An 18,112-nucleotide genomic window follows, 5' to 3' on the forward strand; every position below is an offset into this window, starting at 1 on the left:
CATGCGCGACCGACTCGTCGTCCTCTACCGCGGCAACCGGCCCCCCGCCACCGCACGCATCGAAAGCCTCGCGGACACCGTCTACGCCACCGAGGAGGAACTGCCCTACCTCCTGCCCGGCGCCGACGTCCTCCTGGCCTGGGTGACCAGCACCCCGGCCATCCGCGAGGCCTGGCCCGACCATCCGGAGAAGGCACCCCGCTGGGTCCACGCGGCCTCAGCGGGCGTGGACTCCTTCCTGTTCCCCGCCCTGGTGGACGATCCGCGGGTTGTCCTGACCAACGCCCGCGGGGTCTACGAGCAGCCGACCGCCGAGTACGTCCTCGGCATGATTCTCGCCCTCGCCAAGGACTTCCCCGGCACCTGGGAGCACCAGCGGCGCCGCGAGTGGCGTCCGCGCCCCAGTGACGGCATCACCGGACGCACCGCGCTGGTCTGGGGGACGGGGCCGATCGGCCGGGCCATCGCCCGGCTGCTGCGCGCCGTCGGGATGCGTGTGTGCGGCGCGGGCCGCAAGGCCCGCACGGACGACCCCGACTTCGGCACGGTCCACGGTGCGAGGACCCTGCGCTCCGCGCTGACGCAAGCGGACTACGTCGTCCTGGCCGCACCCCTCACCCAGAACACCCGGGGCATGGTCGACGCCTCCGTGCTCGCCGCCATGAAGCCGGGGGCGCGGCTGATCAACGTGGGCCGTGGCGGACTCGTCGACGAGGAGGCGCTGGTCGACCATCTCGCCGCCGGACGGCTCGCCGGCGCAGCCCTGGACGTGTTCGCCCAGGAGCCGCTGCCTGCCGAATCACCCCTGTGGAACATGCCCGGCGTGATGATCTCCCCGCACACGGCGGGCGAGACCACCAGCGAGCGGGAGGCGCTCGTCGAGTTGTTCCTCGACAACTTCACCCGGCACATCGAGGGCCGGCCGCTGCGCAACGTGGTGGACAAGCGGCGCGGATACGTGGTCGACGACACGCACCCCGCCTGAAGGCGAGCAGCACGCGCCCCGGCCGGTAACTCCTACCGGCCGGGGCGCGTGCTCGTACCGCATCGCTGAACCGCGTTTATGAAACGGTCAGGTAGATCTTGCGCACGGTTTCGATGGTCTTCCATACCCCGACGAAGCCCGGCTTCATGACAAAGCTGTCGCCTGCCTTGTAGACCACCGGCTCGCCGCCTTCCGGCGTGAGTTCGATGACGCCGGAAAGGATGTGGCAGAACTCGAAGAGCTCGCCCTTGATCGAGCGCGTCTCGCCGGGCGTGGCTTCCCAGACGCCCGTTTTGATCGTTTCTCCGCGGGCGGCGTCCTGGGCCCAGGTCTTGTAGGTCGGGTTGCCGGAAATCAGGCGTTCCGGCAGCGGGCCGGACTCCTGGGGCGCGAAGGAGGGGTTGGGATCGATGGTCTTCAGGAGCGACATGCTTGTCCTCTGGTGGATGTGACAACGACGAAATACGGGAGCGGACATACCAGCGGCACCTGTCCGGGGTGGGCGGTCGACCTCCGCCGCCGTGATGGTGGTGACGGCGTGCCGGTCACCGGAGGCGACCTGATGGGCGGCCTCGGCAAGCACCGGATCGACGTGCCCGGGCATGATGCTGGAGCCGCCTGCACCGGCGGCGTGGAGCGTGCGACTGCTCCGGCCCATCGAGTATTTCCGACGCCCCGCACGGAGCCCACGCGTGATCTGTCCGTTGCGTGCACGGTGTTCGGACGTTGTGTCAGGCGTGAGGCCGAAGGCGGCATTCGGGGCCTCGACGGTCCACGGAGTTGCTGAAAGAGCAGTGCGGCGGCGACCTCATGTGCCGGACCCTCGGTGGCCGCGGTAGTCGTGGAGCCAGCGGAGACCTTCGCTCGTGCCGGCGCGGGGCCGGTACTCGCAGCCGATCCATCCGTCGAAGCCCAGCTCGTCGACCACGTCGAACAGGTGGCGGACGTTGGTCTCACCCCGGTCGGGCTCACCCCGGTCGGGCACGCCCGCGATCTGCAGATGACCGACCCGGCCGGTCGGCAGGTCGCGGCGCAGGGTCGTGGTGAGGTCCCCCTCGACGATCTGGCAGTGGTAGAGGTCGAGCTGCACCTTGAGATTCAGGGCTCCCACTTCCTGCACCACGGCGTGGGCCTCGGCCTGGGTGCTCAGGAAGTATCCGGGCATGTCGCGGCCGTTGATCGGCTCGATCAGGATGTCGACGCCGGCCGCGGCGGCCCGCTCCGCGGCCCAGGCCAGGTTGGTCAGGTAGGTGTCACGGTGCTTGGCCCGCTCGGCCGGTGGCGCGTCCGGTCGGACCAGCCCGGCCATCAGGTGCACCCGCGGGCAGCCCAGCGCCGCCGCGTACTCCAGCGCCCGGTCGACCCCGGAACGCACCTCCGCCTCGCGTCCGGGCAGTGCCGCCGTCCCGCGCTCCCCGGACTCCCACGCTCCGGGAGGTGCGTTGAACAGCACCTGCCCCAGCCCGTGGTCGTCGAGCCGGCGGCGCAGTTCGGCGGCGTCGTACGCATAGGGGAAGAGGTACTCCACGGCCTCGAAACCGTCAGCCGAGGCCGCGGCGAAGCGGTCGAGGAAATCGTGCTCGGTGTACATCATGGTCAGGTTCGCTGCGAACCTCGGCATGCTGGCTCCTGTGTTCCGGCCGGGGACGGCCAGGGCAGTGGTCGACGACCTGCTTCTTGAGGGCTGTCGCAGGGGACAGGCCATACTCCTGGTCCGGGCCGACCGTGTTCACCTGCGTGGACGGAAGAGGCGGGCGGTGGTCCCGGAGCAGGCCGACCAGGCGGCCATCCGCAGGGAAAGGGGCCGGGCTGAGGCCACCCGGGCGGCCACTCATCTGGCTCCGCAGCCTCCCTGCCATTCCATGGTCTCGAAGGCCCTGACCGTGGCACGGACAGGTTCAGCCGTCTGCTCGTTCAGCACACGCACCGCGTCCTCCGCTCCGCTGCGCGGGCTGGAGAGCACGGGCTTGCCGACGGCTTCGGCGATCGCGGGAGCCAGCCGTGCCATGGACGCCTGGGCCAGCACGATCACGTCGACCTCGGTGGCCAGTGCCCGTGCCCCGTCCAGCACCATCGCGTCGTGGCGGTCGCGGTCACCGGACATCAGCACAGAGAAGGCGCCCTCGCAGAGCCGCTCCTGGACGGTGATGTCGCGACCGGCCGCCCGGGCCTTCTCCTCGACGAGGGCACGGGTCGGCGGCAGTGTCGTGGGGACCGTCGCCAGCACGCCGATGACGTCCGCTTTCTCGACCGCTGACGCGGTCATCGCGTCGTCGATCTTGACGATCGGGACGGAGACCAGGCGACGGGCCACGTCGATGGCCGGACCGACCGAGGAGCAGGCGGAGAAGATGACGTCGGCCCCCGCGGACTCCGCGGCCTGGGCCAGGTGCACCATGCGCTGGGTGCTGGCAGGTGAGATCCCACCGTCGCGCACCACGGCAGCGAGCACGTCGCTGTCGACGAAGTGCAGGACCTTGGCGTCCGGCGCGAGTTCCGCGAGGTACTCGTTGATGACCGAATCGGGGGTGACGAACAGCAGGCTGGTGTGCAGCACGGCGATCGAGGCTGTGGTGGACATGGTGTCTCCAGCAGGGTGAGGTATCGGCCCGCGTGCCGATGAGGGCACGAGAGCACGAGAGGAAGTGGTGCGAACCGCGCGCGACGCGCACGGCCGGGGACGTACGACGGTCTGGTGTCCGTCGCTGTGGTGCGGTTCCAGGTCAGCGGGGCTGAAGTTCAGGTCATGCGTGTCCCCCTTCGGCGCGGGGGCTCAGCCGGCCGATGACGTCCAGGGCGGCGTCCCGGACCGCGTCGCGGCCCGCCGCCCACAGGGAGACCACGTCGGAGCCGGGCAACGCGGACGGAAGCGTCGCGCGGGTGGCCTCCAGATAGGCGCGGCGCAGTTCGGCGTTGACGTTGACCTTGGCGACGCCTCGGGCGAGGGCGCCGTGCAGCTCCTCGACGGGCAGACCGCTGGCGCCGTGCAGGACGAGCGGGACCGGTACGGCCTCGTGGATCGCGGCCAGCCGTTCCAGGTCCAGGCGGACCGGGTGCTGGGTGAAGCCGTGGACGTTGCCGACGGCGACGGCGAGCGCGTCCACGCCCGTCGTGGCGACGAATTCGGCTGCCTGCCGCGGGTCGGTCATCGCCGCGGCCTGCGCGACGGCGTCGGTGGAGACGTCCTCGTCGCCCGGCAGGGCACCCAGCTCGGCCTCCACCCAGGCACCGTGGTCGCGGGCCCGGCGGACCGCCTCTTTCGTCAAGGCGATGTTCTCGGCGAACGGCAGATGGGAGCCGTCGACCATGACGGAGGTGTAGCCCGCCTCCAGGCAGGCGGTGATCTCGTCCAGGTCCCGGCTGTGATCGAGGTGCACGCCGAGGCGGGCGGCGGAGTGTCCGGCCGCGTGCAGCGCCAGCCGCATCAGGGCGTCGCGGCCGGCGTGCTTGAAGGGGCTGGAGCCCGCCTGGATGATCACCGGACGTCCGGCGGCCTCGGCGGCGGCCGTGATGCCCTGGACGGTCTCCAGGTTGTAGGCGACGAACCCGGGCAGGGCGTGACCGGCGGCCGCGGCTTCCTTCAGGGCATCGGTTCCGTGCAGCAGCATCAGGCACTCCTGAGCAGGTCGAGGGCGTCGGCGAGGGCGTCGGCGCCCCCGACGTTCCCGGCGAAGACGATGTAGGGGATGCCGGCGGCGGGGCCGTCCACCGGCTCCCAGAGCGAGACGATGCCCGGCAGCAGCGTGCCCCGGGCCCAGGCACGGCGGATCCCAAGGCCGTGGGTGGCGGTGTCGCTGGAGGTGATCCCGCCCTTGGCGACGACGAACGCGGGCCGCCGGGAGCCGTTGACCTGGCGCACGGCCTGAACGAGCGCGGCCGAGACCCGGCGGGAGATCGCCAGACTGTCGTCCGCGTCGGCACCCGTCACCAGCACGCGAGAGGTGCGGATCACCGCGTCCGCCGAGTCCAGCGCGCCGGCGGCCGCGGCCGCGACCTCGGCGATATGGGCGTCACGCCGCTCATCGTCGAGCAACAGGGCCACGTCCAGCTCGTACTCGGCGATCCCGCCTCGCTCCCGCAGCCGGTCCAACTGCCGTGTCGTCAGCGCCACATGAGACCCCACGACGACGAGACCGTGCGGCGCGTCCCCGCGCAGCGGGCGCAGTTCGGCCGGGGTGAGCGGTGCCCGCCCGGCCTGTCCGGCGCGGGCCCTGACGAAGGACGGCCCGACCCGGTACAGCAGCCGCGTGCCGTTCTCCTCCGCCTCGGCGAGGGCCAGGGCCAGCACCCGCAGATCGTCGTCGCACACCGCGTCGACCACGGCCGTACGTCCGCCGCGCAGCGAGGACAGCAGCCGCGCCGTGTGCGCCGGGCCGCCGCCGCGCAGGTCGTCGAGGGTGACGCGCAGGACCTCGTCAGCGGGCACGCGTCCGCCCGTCTTCTCCTCGACCCACTCGGGCAGCGACGAGCTGCGGTAGCCGAAGGTCGCGTCGCGGGCGAACTCGCTCTCGCCGACCGGCAGCAGTCCGTCGGCCGTCCGCATCCAGTGGCACGAGCCGACGGTCAGCCGGCCCGCCTCGATGTAGGCGGGGACCAGTACCACACCGTCCGGAGCACCTGCGCCCAGCTCGGTCAGCTCCTCGGCGAGGACATCGGTCTCCCGCGGGAAGTGGCCGCGCAGGGTCGAGTCCCCACGGCTGGCCAGGACGTAGCCGGTGCCCTCGGCCGCCGACGCCGCGTGCAGGGCGCGGACCACCTCGCGGTTGCGGGCGGCGGCGTCCTCAGGGGACAGGCTGCGGGTGTTGGTGAGGACGAAGAAGACGGAGCTGTCCTGGCGCAGCGCCCAGCGCAGGTCGTCCACCGACCAGGACGTCAGGACGGGCACGTCGGCGACGGTCTGGGTGCCGGTGGGGTCGTCGTCGAGGACGACGAGACGGGGGCCGCCGGCTATACGGGCGGTCACTTCCGCGGCGCTCACCTCGCGCACGGGAGGCAGCCCTTCCAGCACCGCTGCCTCGGGGACGGGCCGCGTCTGGTCATGAGGGGGTAGAGACATGGCGAATTCCTGGTCTGTTACGAGTAGGTGAGAGGGAACGTCAGCCGAGGTGGCGTTTGATCACGTCACACCAGGGCTTGACCCGGTCCCGCGGCGGCCTCGGGACGGAGCAGCTCGGCGAGGGTGCCGGCGGGCAGGAGGCCCTTGTCCAGGACGAGTTCGGCGACTCCGCGTCCGGTGGCGAGGGCCTCCGTGGCGATGCGGGGTGCGGCCTCGTAGCCGATGTACGGGTTGAGGGCGGTGACCAGGCCGATGGAGTTCTCCACCGCCGCCCGCAGCGCCTCGGTGTCGGCCGTGATCCCGGCGACGCACCGCTCGGCCAGGGTCAGGCAGGCGCGCTCCAGGTGCGTGATGCTCTTGGAGAGGGAGTGCCGGATGATCGGCTCGAAGGCGTTGAGCTGGAGCTGTCCGGCCTCGGCGGCCATGGTGACGGTGACGTCGTTGCCGATCACCTTCGGGACTCGCCGTGCGGACGGCAGGACCTCGGTCCCCATGCCGTCACCGTTGGTGAGGATGATGCGGTGGTTGGTTCGTCATACGGCCGATTGCACCAGCGGGCCGGGCAGCGCGTCCAAGACACAATCCCGATGTGCCTTATAAGGTCGCCCTATAAGGCGACCTGCTCGCGGTTTCGTCAGCGCTCCGTCCAGGAAAGCCATCGCCGCCGGAGTCGCACCACACCTCTGCGGCTCCCGATCCGACCAGGGCTGTCCGGTCCGGGGACACCTGGACGCACGTGACCCCGCGCTGCCGGCCTGGCCCGCGATAGGCCGTTCACCGGCGCGGTGGGAAACGATCGACCTGAGCTCGGGAAACGATCTGTGGCTGCCTCGACGACTGTGGTCTGCTCGGGTGCCGGGGACTCGGCCTCCAGGAGTGCGGCTGTCGCTTGGCCGACGTGCAGCCGCTGCCCTGTGAATTCGGGGAAGCGCGACAGAGGCCCCCACCTGCACGGGCGCACCCACCGACATGATCTAAACACTCCGCGTATACGCACGATGTATACACGGTGTGTAGAGTGCTGGGCATGTCCATCGGCAATACCCTTCTGGGGCTCCTGGAGTCCGGTCCGCGACATGGTTACGAGCTGAAGCGGGCCTTCGACGAGAAGTTCGGTCATGACCGGCCGCTGCACTACGGCCAGGTCTACGCGACGATGTCCCGGCTGCTGAAGAACGGCCTCGTCGAAGTCGACGGCATCGAGGCGGGCGGTGGGCCCGATCGCAAGCGGTACGCGATCACCGACGCCGGGATCACCGACGTCGAGCGCTGGCTCGCGACGCCGGAGAAGCCCGAGCCGTACCTGCAGTCGCTGCTGTACAGCAAGGTCGTCCTCGCGCTGCTGACGCACCGGGACGCGGCCGGCATTCTCGACACGCAGCGCTCGGAGCACCTGCGCAGCATGCGGATCCTGACCGACCGCAAGCGTCAGGGCGACCTGGCCGACCAGTTGATCTGCGACCACGCCCTGTTCCACCTCGAAGCGGATCTGCGCTGGCTGGAGCTCACGGCCGCGCGTCTGGACAAGCTCGCCGAGGCGGTGACCGCGTGACCCGTGTTCCTCCTCCCGGTTCTCTGCTCGCCGCCCAGGACCTGCGCAAGGCGTACGGGCCGACCACCGCGCTCGACGGCGCCGACTTCTCCATCCATCCCGGTGAGGTCGTCGCCGTGATGGGCCCCTCCGGGTCCGGCAAGTCGACGCTGCTGCACTGCCTCGCCGGGATCGTGCGGCCCGACTCCGGATCCATCACCTACAACGGGCGTGAGCTGGCCACCATGAACGACGCCCAGCGCAGTGCGCTGCGCCGCTCCGAGTTCGGCTTCGTCTTCCAGTTCGGTCAGCTGGTGCCCGAGCTGACCTGTGTGGAGAACGTGGCCCTGCCGCTGCGGCTGAACGGCGCCTCCCGCAAGGAGGCCGAGCAGGCCGCGCTCCGGTGGATGGAGCGGCTCGAGGTCGACGACCTGCGCACGAAGCGGCCCGGCGAGGTCTCCGGCGGTCAGGGCCAGCGGGTGGCCGTGGCCCGGGCGCTGGTCACGGGACCGCGCGTGCTGTTCGCCGACGAGCCGACCGGTGCGCTCGACTCGCTCAACGGCGAGCGCGTGATGGGGTTGTTCACCGAGGCGGCCCGCTCCACCAATGCGGCCGTCGTGCTCGTCACGCACGAGGCGCGGGTCGCCGCCTACTCCGACCGCGAGGTCGTCGTCCGCGACGGCAGGTCCCGGGACATGGAGCACGCCATATGAGTGCACGGCAGTGGTCCAGGGACCTGGCCATGGGGGCCCGGTTCGCCTTCACCGGCGGGCGGGAGGGGTGGGTGCGGATACTCCTCACCGCCGTCGGCGTGGGGCTCGGCGTGGCACTGCTGCTGCTCGCCACCGCGGTCCCGAACGCGCTGGCCGTCCGGCACGACCGGGAGAAGGCGCGCTCCGACCTCACGTACACCGGGTTGGAGCCGAAGAAGAAGGCGGACGACACCCTGGTGGTCGGCGAGGCCGGGACGACCTTCCATGACAAGGAGGTGCGCGGGCGGGAGGTGCAGCCCGAGGGGCCCAGGGCGCCCCTGCCGCCAGGGGTCTCGAAGTTTCCCGGGGCGGGCGAGATGGTCGTCTCTCCCGCGCTGAAGCGGCTGCTGGAGTCCGGCGAAGGGAAACTGCTGCGCGAACGGCTGCCGGAGCGGATCGTCGGCACCATCGCGGAACCGGGACTGATCGGGGCCCAGGAACTGGCCTTCTACCGCGGCGCCGATCACCTCGTGGTCGTGCCGGGGATGGGCTTGGTCGAACGCATCGACCGATTCGGCGCTGGGTTCATGCCCTCGGAGAAGAAGGACCCCGTCCTCGTCCTGCTCGGCCTCGTCGTGTTCCTGGCGCTGCTGATGCCGGTCGGCGTGTTCATCGCCGCGGCCGTGCGGTTCGGCGGCGAGCGCCGTGACCGGCGACTGGCGGCGCTGCGGCTGGTGGGTTCGGACAGCGGGATGACCCGGCGGATCGCCGCGGGCGAGGCCTTCGCCGGCGCCGTGGCCGGCCTGGCCTTCGGCACGGTCTTCTTCCTGATCGTCCGGCAGCTTTCCGGGTCCGTGGACCTGTTCGACGTAAGCGTGTTCCCCGGCTATCTGATCCCCTCGCCCTCGCTCGTCCTGCTCGTCGCGGTCGCGGTCCCGGCGGCCGCCGTGCTGGTCACGCTGTTCGCGCTGCGCGGCGTGGTGATCGAGCCGCTCGGCGTGGTGCGCACCGCGAAGCCCCCGCGGCGCCGGCTGTGGTGGCGGATACTGCTGCCCGTGGGCGGGCTCGGACTGCTCTACCCGATGATCGGCAAGGACCGGTTCAGTAAAGACTTCAACCAGTACCAGGTCATCGGTGGTGTCCTCCTGCTGCTCGTCGGGGTGACCGCGCTGCTGCCGTGGGTCGTGGAGGCGGTCGTCGCCCGGCTCGGCTCCGGCGGGGTCTCCTGGCAACTGGCCATCCGCCGACTCCAGTTGAGCAGCGGAACGGCCGCCCGCATGGTCAACGGCATCGCGGTCGCGGTGGCGGGCGCCATCGCCCTGCAGATGCTGTTCTCCGGGGTGCAGGGCCAGTACACCAAGCACACCACCGACGACCCCACCCGGGCCCAGATGCGCGTGGAACTGCCGGACGGGGTCCCGCTCGCCCGGGCGGCGGCCGACTTCAAGGCGACCAGAGGCGTTGCGAAGGTCTACGCCTACGACGAGGGCCTTGTCCAGCGCACGGAAGCCGGCAAATCCGCCCCGGTCACCATCGCCGACTGCGCGTCCCTGCGCGAGGTGGCTTCCCTGCCCTCCTGCGAGGACGGTGACGCCTTCGCCGTCCGGGGCGGCGCCGAGGAGGCCGAGGAGCTGGGGGCGGCCGACCTTTCCAAGGCCGGCACAAAGGTGTGGTTCAACGGGACCCTAGGCCCCCTCGTCGGCAACAGGCCGATGCCCTGGACCGTGCCGGCGGGCGTGAAGCAGGCACGGGCGATGACGGACCCGACCGGCTGGAAGCGTGGCGGGCTGCTGCTGACGCCGGGCGCCCTGCCCTCGGGCGGCGCACATGGCCTGGACGGGAAGATCTACCTCGCGCTCGACCAGAGGCTGGCGGCCGCGCCGGAGTACGCGCGGAACACGGCCCGCCGTCTCGGCATGCCGACCGACCCGGCGATGCTGGTGTCCAGCAAGAGCGACGACACCTACGCCTCCCTGCGCACCTTCCTGTTCGTCGGCGCCGCCTGCGTACTGGCGCTGATCGGCGCGAGTCTGCTGGTCGCGCAGCTGGAGCAGCTGCGCGAGCGCCGCAAACTGCTGTCGTCGCTCATCGCCTTCGGCACCCGGCGCCGCACCCTGTGCCTGTCCGTGCTGTGGCAGACGGCGATCCCGATCGGCCTCGGCCTGACGCTGGCCACAGCGATCGGGATGACACTGGGCGCGGCACTGCTGAAGATGACGGACAAGCCGGTGGGCGTGGACTGGACGAGCGTACTGTCCATGACCGGCACCGCCACCGCCGTCGTCCTGCTGGTGACCGTGCTCAGCCTGCCGCCGCTGCTGCGGCTGATGCGCCCGGACGGCCTGCGCACCGAGTGAGCCGTACGGCGAGGGCAGTACGGGGGGTGTGAGCTTGGAGGGCTTCTCGAAACCGAGGGCGGTTTCGAGAAGCCCTCATTGCTGGGCGGTGGTGTCAGCCGAGGCGCCACTGCTGGTTGGTGCCGCCGTTGCAGTCCCACAGTTCGACCAGTGCGCCGTTGGCGGTGGAGGCGCCTGTCACGTCCAGGCACAGGCCTGACTGGACGCTGGTGAGGGTGCCGTTGGAGTTGAGGTTCCACTGCTGGTTGGTGCCGCCGTTGCAGTCCCATATCGCGACCTTGGCGCCGGCCGTGGTGCCGGTGGCGTCGAGGCACTTCGCGCCGCCGTAGACGGTGAGCTGCTTGGTCGACGTGCGGGTCCAGGTCTGGTTGGTGCCGCCGTTGCAGTCCCAGATCTGCGTCTGGGTTCCGTTGGTCTGCGAAAGGCCGGGCACGTCAAGACACTTGCCCGAACCGGTGGCGTGGATCGGACCGGTGGTGGTCCCGCCGGTCCCGCCGGAGCCGTCGAGTCCGAAGAAGGCGATGGCCCGGGCCGCCATACCGCTGGCGGGCAGGGAGTGCCCGACACCCTGGATGCTGATCGCCTCGACCGGGGCCTGCGCGGTGGCGGAGCCGTAGCGGGTGCGGGTCCAGCCGGACTGCGGGGAGTCGGTGAAGACCGGGGTCTGGCTCACTCCGAGCACATTGGTCCACTGCTTGATCTCTTCACCGAAGTTCACGTAGTTCAGCGCTTCGTCCTCGGTGCCGTGCCACAGCTGCATCCGCGGCCGGGGGCCGGTGTACCCCGGGTAGGCGCCCCGGACGAGGTCGCCCCACTCCTGCGGGGTCTTGGTGATCTTGCCGGTGGCGCAGTCGGTGTTCCAGCCGGAGCCGTCGGTAGTGGCGAAGCAGCCGAACGGCACGCCCATGAACGCCGCACCGGCCTTGAACAGGTCGGGGTAGTCGCCGAGCAGGACATTCGTCGTCATCGCGCCGGACGAGGCGCCGGTGACATAGACCCGGCCGGCGTCGGCGTTCATGTTCTGCACGGTGTACCGGACCATCTGGGCGATGCTCGTGGGGTCGCTGCCCCCGTCATGCTTGAGCGCCTGGGGCGAGGAGACGTCGAAGCACTGCCCGCTGACGTTCGCGTCCGGGTAGACGACGATGAACCCGTACTGGTCGGCCAGGCGGGCGAACTCCGTGTTGGCGTAGAAGGTGGGCCCCGTGCCGGTGCAGTAGTGCACTGCCACCAGCACCGCCGGGCGTGCCGGAGCGCTGTCGGGCTTGTAGACGTACATCCGCAGGTTTCCGGGGTTGCTGCCGAAGTTGGTCACCTCGGTCAGTGACGCGGCCGACGCGGTGGTGGCCGAGGTGCCGGTCAGTACGAGCGCCGCGATCAGCGGCGAGATCGCCATCAGCAGAGCTGCCAGTAAATCTCTGACGCTTCTCTTCTTGGGCTTCCGGGACATGACGCTGTCCTTTCCTGGAATCCGGCGCGAGCGGGGTGATGCTCCCGGCCGCGTCCACCGAACCGGAGTGGCAGGCACGGTGGTTGGTGTGGTCAAGGAGGAGCAGGCGACACCGGGTGGTGAAGCGCTTCGACGCTCCCATTGCGCTGGATGTGATGTCAATGCCCCCGTCGAGAGCAAGGCCGCGTCGCCCCTATTCCTCTGGTTCGCCAGAGAATTCACATTGACTTGAGGCGTGAATGTGAAGCGCTTCGACAATGGGCTGAGTGAACACCGGCCATGTGATCCGATGGTGATGACCGGGCGGTGGCCCGGTACTGCTCGGTCCGTGGTGAACGGCTTCGGCTGGATGCCGGCCCGGGGGCCCGGTTTCGTTCGGAGGTGTGTCGGCCGACCCGAAAAGGCCGCCCCCGGGGCGACGGGCATCGCCCCGGAGGCCACGCGAGCCCCGCCGACCCGAGCACCGCAAGGAACGCCAGATGCACGGCGAGAGCATCCGCCGACCCCGCCACGGCCTCCCACTTCGCGCTCCGCATGCCTTGGCGCCACGCGCGGCACGCCGGGCGCGCCCGGCACGCCCGGCGTGCCGCCGCCTCGAGGCGAGCGGTCTCCCGCTCCTCGGCACCGGAGGCCTTCACCGTACGGAACGCGCCGAAGACCCGCTCCAGGCCCGTGGACATCTCCCCGACCGCGGCCTGGGATCGCTCGGTGGCTTGGGCGATCTTCGGCATCACCAGGGCGACACCCACGCCGAGGCCCGCGACGACGCCGAGGGCGACGCCGAGCGTGACGCCGAACAGGACGGCATCGAGGAAAGCCGTCACCACGACCGCCGCGACGAGCGTCACCGCCCCCGTCGCAGCGGAGACCAGTGCCTGGGTGCTGACCGCCCGCAGCAGCGTGGTGTCGGAGGTCACCCGGGTCATCAGATCGCCCGGCTGCATCCGGTCCACCTCCGCCAGCCGCAGCCGCAGCAACCGGCCGATGAGGCTGCGGCGGGCGGCGAGCACCACCGACTCCGCCGTCCGTTCCAGCACATAGGCGCCGAACGCCTCGGCCACCCTTCCGGCGGTGGGAGATCGTCGACTGGGAGACATCGAACGGTCCGGTCAGTTCGCACACGCGCGCCTCGCTGCCCCCGTGCGATTGCGATCGGTCCTTGAAAGCGGCTGTTCCCCGAACTCACCGGTAGCGCAGCAGCAGCATCGCGGCGTCGTCCTGGAGCGGGCCGTTCACGTGCTGGAGCAGGTCCTGGCGCAGGGTTTCCAGCGCGGTCTCGGGGTCCGGTTCCTTGAGCAGGTGGGCGCGTTCGGTGAGTGGATAGAAGCGGCCGTCGGTGTCGCGTGCCTCGATGATTCCGTCGGTGTACAGCAGGAGTTGGTCGCCGGGGAGGAAGTCGGTGTCGAACGGCTCCGGTTCGGCCGGGCCGTGTTCGCTCAGGCCGAGCGGCAGCGCGTACGCGGTCGGTTCGGGAAGGTGCACGGTGCCGTCGGAGCGGATCACCATGGGTGCGGGGTGGCCGAAGTTGAGGAAGGTGGCCTGGTGCCCGCTCACCTCGACCAGGACGGCGGTGACGAACTTCTCGCCGTCCAGTTGCCGGGCGACCGACCGCTCGAGCCTGCGCCCCACCTGCACCAGGTCCGCTTCGTCCAGCGCGGCCTCCCGGAAGGCCCCGAGGACCACGGCCGCGGTCTCCACCGCCTCCAGCCCTTTGCCCTGGACGTCCCCCACGACGACCCGTACACCCTGGGGCGCGGCGACGACTTCGTACAGGTCTCCGCCGATCCGGGCCTCGGCGACGGCGGAGGTGTAGGAGACGGCTGCCCGCAGACGGCCGGCCAGACGCGGTACCGGCTTGAGCAGCACCCGCTGGGCCGCCTCGGCGATCGACCGGACGCTGTCCAGCTCCGCCTCCCGTTTGCGGCGCATGGAGACGGCCACGAGCCCCGCGACGGTGACCCCCGCGACGGAGGCGAGGGTCATGGAGGCGCGCCGCACGTCGGTCAGGTCGTCGTACCAGGCGAGGCCGACGCAGAGCAGCAGCGCTGTCCCGCCGACGCACGCGGTGCGTCTCCAGCCGCCCACGAGAGGGGCGAAGGCCGGTCCCAGCGACACCAGCGGCAGGAAGTGCATGGACGGGCCGGCGGCGATGTCGACGAGGGCGACCGTGGCCATCATGGCGAAGGGCAGCAGGGACAGGACGGTCGACTGGCGGTTGGTCGCGGACACGTCGGCCTCCGGCACCATGGGCGGCCTGTCCCGGACGGACCAGAGGGGGACAGGTGACAGGCCACTGGAACCCTTCCCCCCGCGCTGCGGGCCTAGCACAACGCATCGTCGCAGAACGTACTTGCCGAATCTGAGAAAAAGCTTCACCGATCCTCGCAAGGAGTGCCGTCACCGCGGCGTCGGCACACACCCACGAGTCCTTCTCCATCGACCTGCGCCTCGCCGTGGACAAGAAGGCTCCGGCCGGCCTCGGCTTCGCCATCAGCATCGGCATGTACGCCGACGACGAGGGCAACTGCGTCTTCTCCGGTGACGACGGCTACTACGAGTTCGACATCCTCAAGGCCGGCTCCGCCTCGACCGACCCGGGTGACGCCAAGCCGCAGGGCGGCCGCAAGCCGCTGCCGAACAAGCCCGCCGGCAACACCGAGATCGATCCGCAGGGCCACCTCGCCGAGACCGGCTCCAGCTCCGCGCTGCCGGTGATCGCCCTGGCGGGCGGCGCCGCCGTGGCCGTCGGTGCGGGTGCCGTCTTCGTCGTACGCCGCCGCAAGGCCACCGGCACCGGCATCATCGCCTGACCGGCATCACTCCGCGCAAAAGGAGCCGCCGTGCCGCCACACGCGGACACGGCGGCCCCTCAGATCTGCGGGTCCTGACCCGGCGAGGTGGCCTCGCGATGTTCGCCTTCGCTGCCGTCCGCCTGGCCACCGGACAGACCATCCGCGCGCAGCCGGCGTGCCATCGCGCAACGCGCGGATGCCGACGCGAAGGTTTTCCACAGCCGCGGAGTTGTCCACAGCTCTGACGCGCCTCAACGGCCGACCTGTACGGTCGTCCGCAGTTGATGTTCACGCGGCTGCATGGACAGCGGGGGAGGCGATCGGTGTGACCGAGGTCGAGACTGGGACGGGGACGGCGAAGCCACGGCACGCGGCCCGGATCTCCGGGGTACGCGGCTTCGCGCGGTGGCCGGTCGAGGGCTCACCGAAGGAGGAGGGCAAGGCACTGCGCGCACGGGTCCCGCGCCGGGCCCACGCCGAACTGGTGCTGGACATCGACCGCCCGGACGCGGTCACCGCCGTCGAGGAGTCCAACCGCGGCCGCCTCCCCGAGCTGACGCCCATACGCGTCGGCAGAATGGCGGCCACACCGTTCGCGTTCCTGCGCGGCTCGGCGGGCCTCATGGCCCACGACCTCGCACGCACCCCGATGACCGGCATCCGCGCCCACATCTGCGGCGACGCCCACGCGGCGAACTTCGGCCTGTACGGGGACGCCCGTGGCGGCCTGGTCATCGACCTGAACGACTTCGACGAGACGGTGCACGGCCCCTGGGAGTGGGACCTCAAGCGGCTCGCCGCCTCGCTGGTGCTCGCCGGCCGTGAGGCCGGGGCCGACGAGGACCGGTGCCGTCAGGCGGCGCACGACGCGGTCGGCGCCTACCGGCGCACCATGCGCCTGCTGGCCAGGCTCCCGGTCCTGGACGCCTGGAACGCGATCGCAGACGAGGAGCTCGTCTCCCACACGGACGCCCACGACCTGCTCGGCACGCTGGAGCGGGTCTCGGAGAAGGCGCGGGCCAACACGAGCGGGCGGTTCGCGGCGAAGGCGACCGAGCCGGTCGAAGGCGGCGGCCGACGCTTCGTGGACGCGCCGCCGGTGCTGCGCCGCATACCGGACGCGGAGGCCGAGTCGGTCGCGGCGGCGCTGGAGGAGTATCTGACGACGCTGCCCGAGGACCGGCTCCCGCTTCTCGCCCGGTACGCGGTGCACGACGTGGCGTTCCGCGTCGTCGGCACGGGAAGCGTGGGCACCCGCTCCTATGTGGTGCTGCTTCTCGACCACCGAGGCGAACCGCTGGTCCTCCAGGTCAAGGAGGCCCGCCCGTCGGCCCTGCTCCCCCATCTGGCCACGTCCGGGCACCCGGTGCCGGAGGTGGAGCACGAGGGCCGCCGGGTCGTCCAGGGGCAGAAGCGCATGCAGGTCGTCAGCGACATCCTGCTGGGCTGGACGACGGTCGACGGACGCCCCTACCAGGTACGGCAGTTCCGCAACCGCAAGGGCAGCGTCGACCCGGCTGCCCTGGCCGCCGACCAGATAGACGACTACGCCCGCATGACCGGGGCGCTGCTGGCCCGCGCCCACAGCCACAGCGCCGACCCGCGCCTGATCTCGGGCTACTGCGGCAAGAACGAGGAACTGGACGAGGCGGCAGCGGCGTTCGCCGTGGCGTACGCGGACCGCACGGAGGCGGATCACGCGGCACTGGTGGCGGCGGTGCGGAGTGGGCGGATCGCGGGGGAGATGGGGGTCTGAGGGGCCGGGGGAGAGGGGGAGGGGAGGGGAGGGAGGCCCCAAGAGCGTCGATCTGCTGTGCATCCCCGACCTCACCGGACCACGGCAGAGCCCCCTCGACCGTGTCTTACGCTGGTGCGGTGACGACGCCCGATGCCGAGCAGAGCCAGACCGTGTCCGGGACCGATGAGCCGGTGGCCGAGGGCACCGGCTCGGGCGGGGCCGGGGGTGCCGGGGCGCGGCCTGAGGAGCGGCTGGAGCGGGCTGTGCGGGCCGCCGAGCAGGCGTTGATCGAGTACGAGATCGCCGTGGAGACCTTCCGTGTGGAGGTCGAGAACTTCTCCCGGTTGCACCACCAGAAGCTCGGCCCCGTGTACGCGCGCCTGGAGGAGCTGGACGCGGAGATCGCCGAGGCGCGGGCCGCCCGCACCCAGGACCCGGAGGACATACGCCGGGCCCATGAGGCACGTGCCCGGGTCCTGCCGATGCCGGGCGTGGAGGAGCTGTTCCACGGCTGGATGGACTCCGGCGGGCTGTTCCCGGAGGCGCAGGCCATGCTGACGGACCAGCCCGTGCGGCCTCCGCAGCGCGTGCGGCCCAGCGAGGAGGCCCGCAAGCTCTACCGCGAGCTGGCCCGCAAGGCCCACCCCGACCTCGCCCAGGACGAGGACGAGCGCAAGCGGCGGGACGAGTTCATCGCCCGGGTCAACGCCGCCTACGCCCGCGGTGACGAGGTGCTGCTGCGGGAGCTGTCCGAGGAGTGGGCCGCCGGCCCTGTCCCGGAGGAGCGTCGGCCGAGTCACAGCGAAGAGCTCTACGCCCGTCTCGAGTGGCTCTCCCGGCGCAAGGAACTGCTCACGCTGGTGGCCCGGGAACTGGAGGAGGGTGCGATCGGCTCGATGCTGCGGCTGGCCCCCGACGACCCGGACGGTCTCCTCGAGGAGATCGCGGAGCAGCTGCTGGCCCAGGTCGCGCAGAAGGAAGCCGAGCTGGAGGCGCTGCGCGGCTGAGCGCACCGCTGCGGTCGGCGATGGCGGGCACGTCCGCGTCGGCGTCGGGTAGCGTCGGGGTATGCATTTCGGAGCTGGTGTGCCCACGGTCGAGGTCGCGGACCTCAAGGACGACGACTTCCTGCTGGACGTCCGTGAGGACGACGAGTGGCGGGCGGGTCACGCCGAGGGGGCGCTGCACATCCCCCTCAGTGAGTTCGTCGCCCGCTACGGTGAGTTCACCGAGGCGGCGCCGCAGGACGGCCGGGTGCATGTGATCTGCCGTTCCGGGGGCCGTTCGGCTCAGGTGGCGATGTACCTGGTCCAGCAGGGCATCGACGCGGTGAACGTCGACGGCGGCATGCAGGTGTGGGCCGCCGAGGGCCGACCGGTCGTGGACGCCAAGGGCGAGCCCGGCATCGTGCTGTAGTACGGCCCTGGGAGGCCGTGCCGCAGGCCGGGCCTGGGGCGTCGGGTCGGACTCCGGGGCTGGGACGTAGGCCCGCCGTGCGGCTCTGGCACGTC

At 71.1% G+C, this 18,112-nt stretch carries 15 protein-coding genes and 2 pseudogenes; 8 read left to right on the forward strand and 9 right to left on the reverse strand.

The genetic code is table 11. The features are described from left to right. Window position 1 precedes the first annotated feature (1 nt). Window positions 2-985 (forward strand): D-2-hydroxyacid dehydrogenase, encoded by a 984-nt coding sequence (locus C3488_RS00955; RefSeq protein WP_103837337.1) that lies wholly within the window; start codon window positions 2-4, stop codon window positions 983-985. A gap of 76 nt (window positions 986-1,061) precedes the next feature. Here the strand turns inward: C3488_RS00955 and C3488_RS00960 are convergent, their stop codons facing one another. From C3488_RS00960 to aspA, 6 genes and pseudogenes are all read right to left on the reverse strand, one after another. Further along, window positions 1,062-1,589 (reverse strand): cupin domain-containing protein, encoded by a 528-nt coding sequence (locus tag C3488_RS00960; RefSeq protein WP_258053230.1) that lies wholly within the window; start codon window positions 1,587-1,589, stop codon window positions 1,062-1,064. 204 nt (window positions 1,590-1,793) lie between these two features. After that, entirely contained in the window at window positions 1,794-2,606 is an 813-nt protein-coding gene (otnI, locus tag C3488_RS00965) for a 2-oxo-tetronate isomerase (protein WP_103837339.1), read from the reverse strand. Window positions 2,607-2,816: 210 nt separating this feature from the next. Next, window positions 2,817-3,566, reverse strand: coding sequence for an aspartate/glutamate racemase family protein (locus tag C3488_RS00970; protein ID WP_103837340.1), 750 nt, complete (start codon window positions 3,564-3,566; stop codon window positions 2,817-2,819). A 163-nt stretch (window positions 3,567-3,729) separates the two neighbouring features. Next, on the reverse strand, window positions 3,730-4,593 hold the full coding sequence (locus C3488_RS00975) for a class II fructose-bisphosphate aldolase (RefSeq protein WP_103837341.1): 864 nt from the start codon (window positions 4,591-4,593) through the stop codon (window positions 3,730-3,732). Beyond that, entirely contained in the window at window positions 4,593-6,041 is a 1,449-nt protein-coding gene (locus C3488_RS00980; RefSeq protein ID WP_258053231.1) for a four-carbon acid sugar kinase family protein, read from the reverse strand. The genes C3488_RS00975 and C3488_RS00980 overlap by 1 nt, the downstream gene beginning before the upstream one ends. A gap of 65 nt (window positions 6,042-6,106) precedes the next feature. Beyond that, a pseudogene (gene aspA, locus C3488_RS00985) lies at window positions 6,107-6,496 on the reverse strand (aspartate ammonia-lyase); the annotation flags it as partial. A 572-nt stretch (window positions 6,497-7,068) separates the two neighbouring features. On the opposite strand from aspA, the gene C3488_RS00990 reads away from it, so the two are divergent. Genes C3488_RS00990 through C3488_RS01000 form a run of 3 tightly spaced genes read left to right on the forward strand, consistent with a single transcriptional unit; the run spans window position 7,069 to window position 10,621 of the window. Then, a complete protein-coding gene (locus tag C3488_RS00990; protein WP_103837384.1) occupies window positions 7,069-7,593 on the forward strand; it encodes a PadR family transcriptional regulator in 525 nt (174 codons plus the stop codon). Next, the gene (locus C3488_RS00995) at window positions 7,590-8,285 is read left to right on the forward strand and encodes an ABC transporter ATP-binding protein (RefSeq protein WP_103837343.1); all 696 of its coding nucleotides are present in this window, start codon (window positions 7,590-7,592) and stop codon (window positions 8,283-8,285) included. Before C3488_RS00990 ends, C3488_RS00995 begins: the two co-directional genes overlap by 4 nt. Then, window positions 8,282-10,621 (forward strand): ABC transporter permease, encoded by a 2,340-nt coding sequence (locus tag C3488_RS01000; RefSeq protein WP_103837344.1) that lies wholly within the window; start codon window positions 8,282-8,284, stop codon window positions 10,619-10,621. The genes C3488_RS00995 and C3488_RS01000 overlap by 4 nt, the downstream gene beginning before the upstream one ends. A 94-nt stretch (window positions 10,622-10,715) precedes the next feature. Here C3488_RS01000 and C3488_RS01005 read toward each other — a convergent pair whose 3' ends face one another. The 3 genes and pseudogenes from C3488_RS01005 to C3488_RS01015 all read right to left on the reverse strand — a co-directional run bounded on the left by C3488_RS01005 (window position 10,716) and on the right by C3488_RS01015 (window position 14,318). Next, window positions 10,716-12,071 (reverse strand): PHB depolymerase family esterase, encoded by a 1,356-nt coding sequence (locus C3488_RS01005; protein ID WP_103837385.1) that lies wholly within the window; start codon window positions 12,069-12,071, stop codon window positions 10,716-10,718. A gap of 399 nt (window positions 12,072-12,470) precedes the next feature. Beyond that, window positions 12,471-13,138 (reverse strand): annotated as a pseudogene (locus C3488_RS01010) (ABC transporter transmembrane domain-containing protein); the annotation flags it as partial. A gap of 115 nt (window positions 13,139-13,253) precedes the next feature. Continuing rightward, on the reverse strand, window positions 13,254-14,318 hold the full coding sequence (locus C3488_RS01015) for a PP2C family protein-serine/threonine phosphatase (protein ID WP_103837345.1): 1,065 nt from the start codon (window positions 14,316-14,318) through the stop codon (window positions 13,254-13,256). Window positions 14,319-14,524: 206 nt separating this feature from the next. Here C3488_RS01015 and C3488_RS01020 point away from each other — a divergent pair, with 206 nt between their 5' ends. The 4 genes from C3488_RS01020 (at window position 14,525) to C3488_RS01035 (ending at window position 18,017) form a co-directional block, all read left to right on the forward strand. Continuing rightward, window positions 14,525-14,881 carry an LAETG motif-containing sortase-dependent surface protein gene (locus C3488_RS01020; RefSeq protein WP_258053232.1) on the forward strand — a complete coding sequence of 119 codons (357 nt, stop codon included), beginning with the start codon at window positions 14,525-14,527 and terminating at the stop codon, window positions 14,879-14,881. A 178-nt stretch (window positions 14,882-15,059) separates the two neighbouring features. After that, window positions 15,060-16,619: a DUF2252 domain-containing protein gene (locus tag C3488_RS01025; RefSeq protein WP_103837346.1), complete on the forward strand. Its 1,560-nt coding sequence runs from the start codon at window positions 15,060-15,062 to the stop codon at window positions 16,617-16,619. Between the two features lie 119 nt (window positions 16,620-16,738). Next, on the forward strand, window positions 16,739-17,608 hold the full coding sequence (locus C3488_RS01030) for a J domain-containing protein (RefSeq protein ID WP_103837347.1): 870 nt from the start codon (window positions 16,739-16,741) through the stop codon (window positions 17,606-17,608). A gap of 79 nt (window positions 17,609-17,687) precedes the next feature. After that, window positions 17,688-18,017 carry a rhodanese-like domain-containing protein gene (locus C3488_RS01035; RefSeq protein ID WP_103837348.1) on the forward strand — a complete coding sequence of 110 codons (330 nt, stop codon included), beginning with the start codon at window positions 17,688-17,690 and terminating at the stop codon, window positions 18,015-18,017. Window positions 18,018-18,112 lie beyond the last annotated feature (95 nt).

It is taken from the genome of Streptomyces sp. Ru72 (assembly GCF_002920635.1).
Taxonomy (GTDB): Bacteria; Actinomycetota; Actinomycetes; order Streptomycetales; family Streptomycetaceae; genus Streptomyces.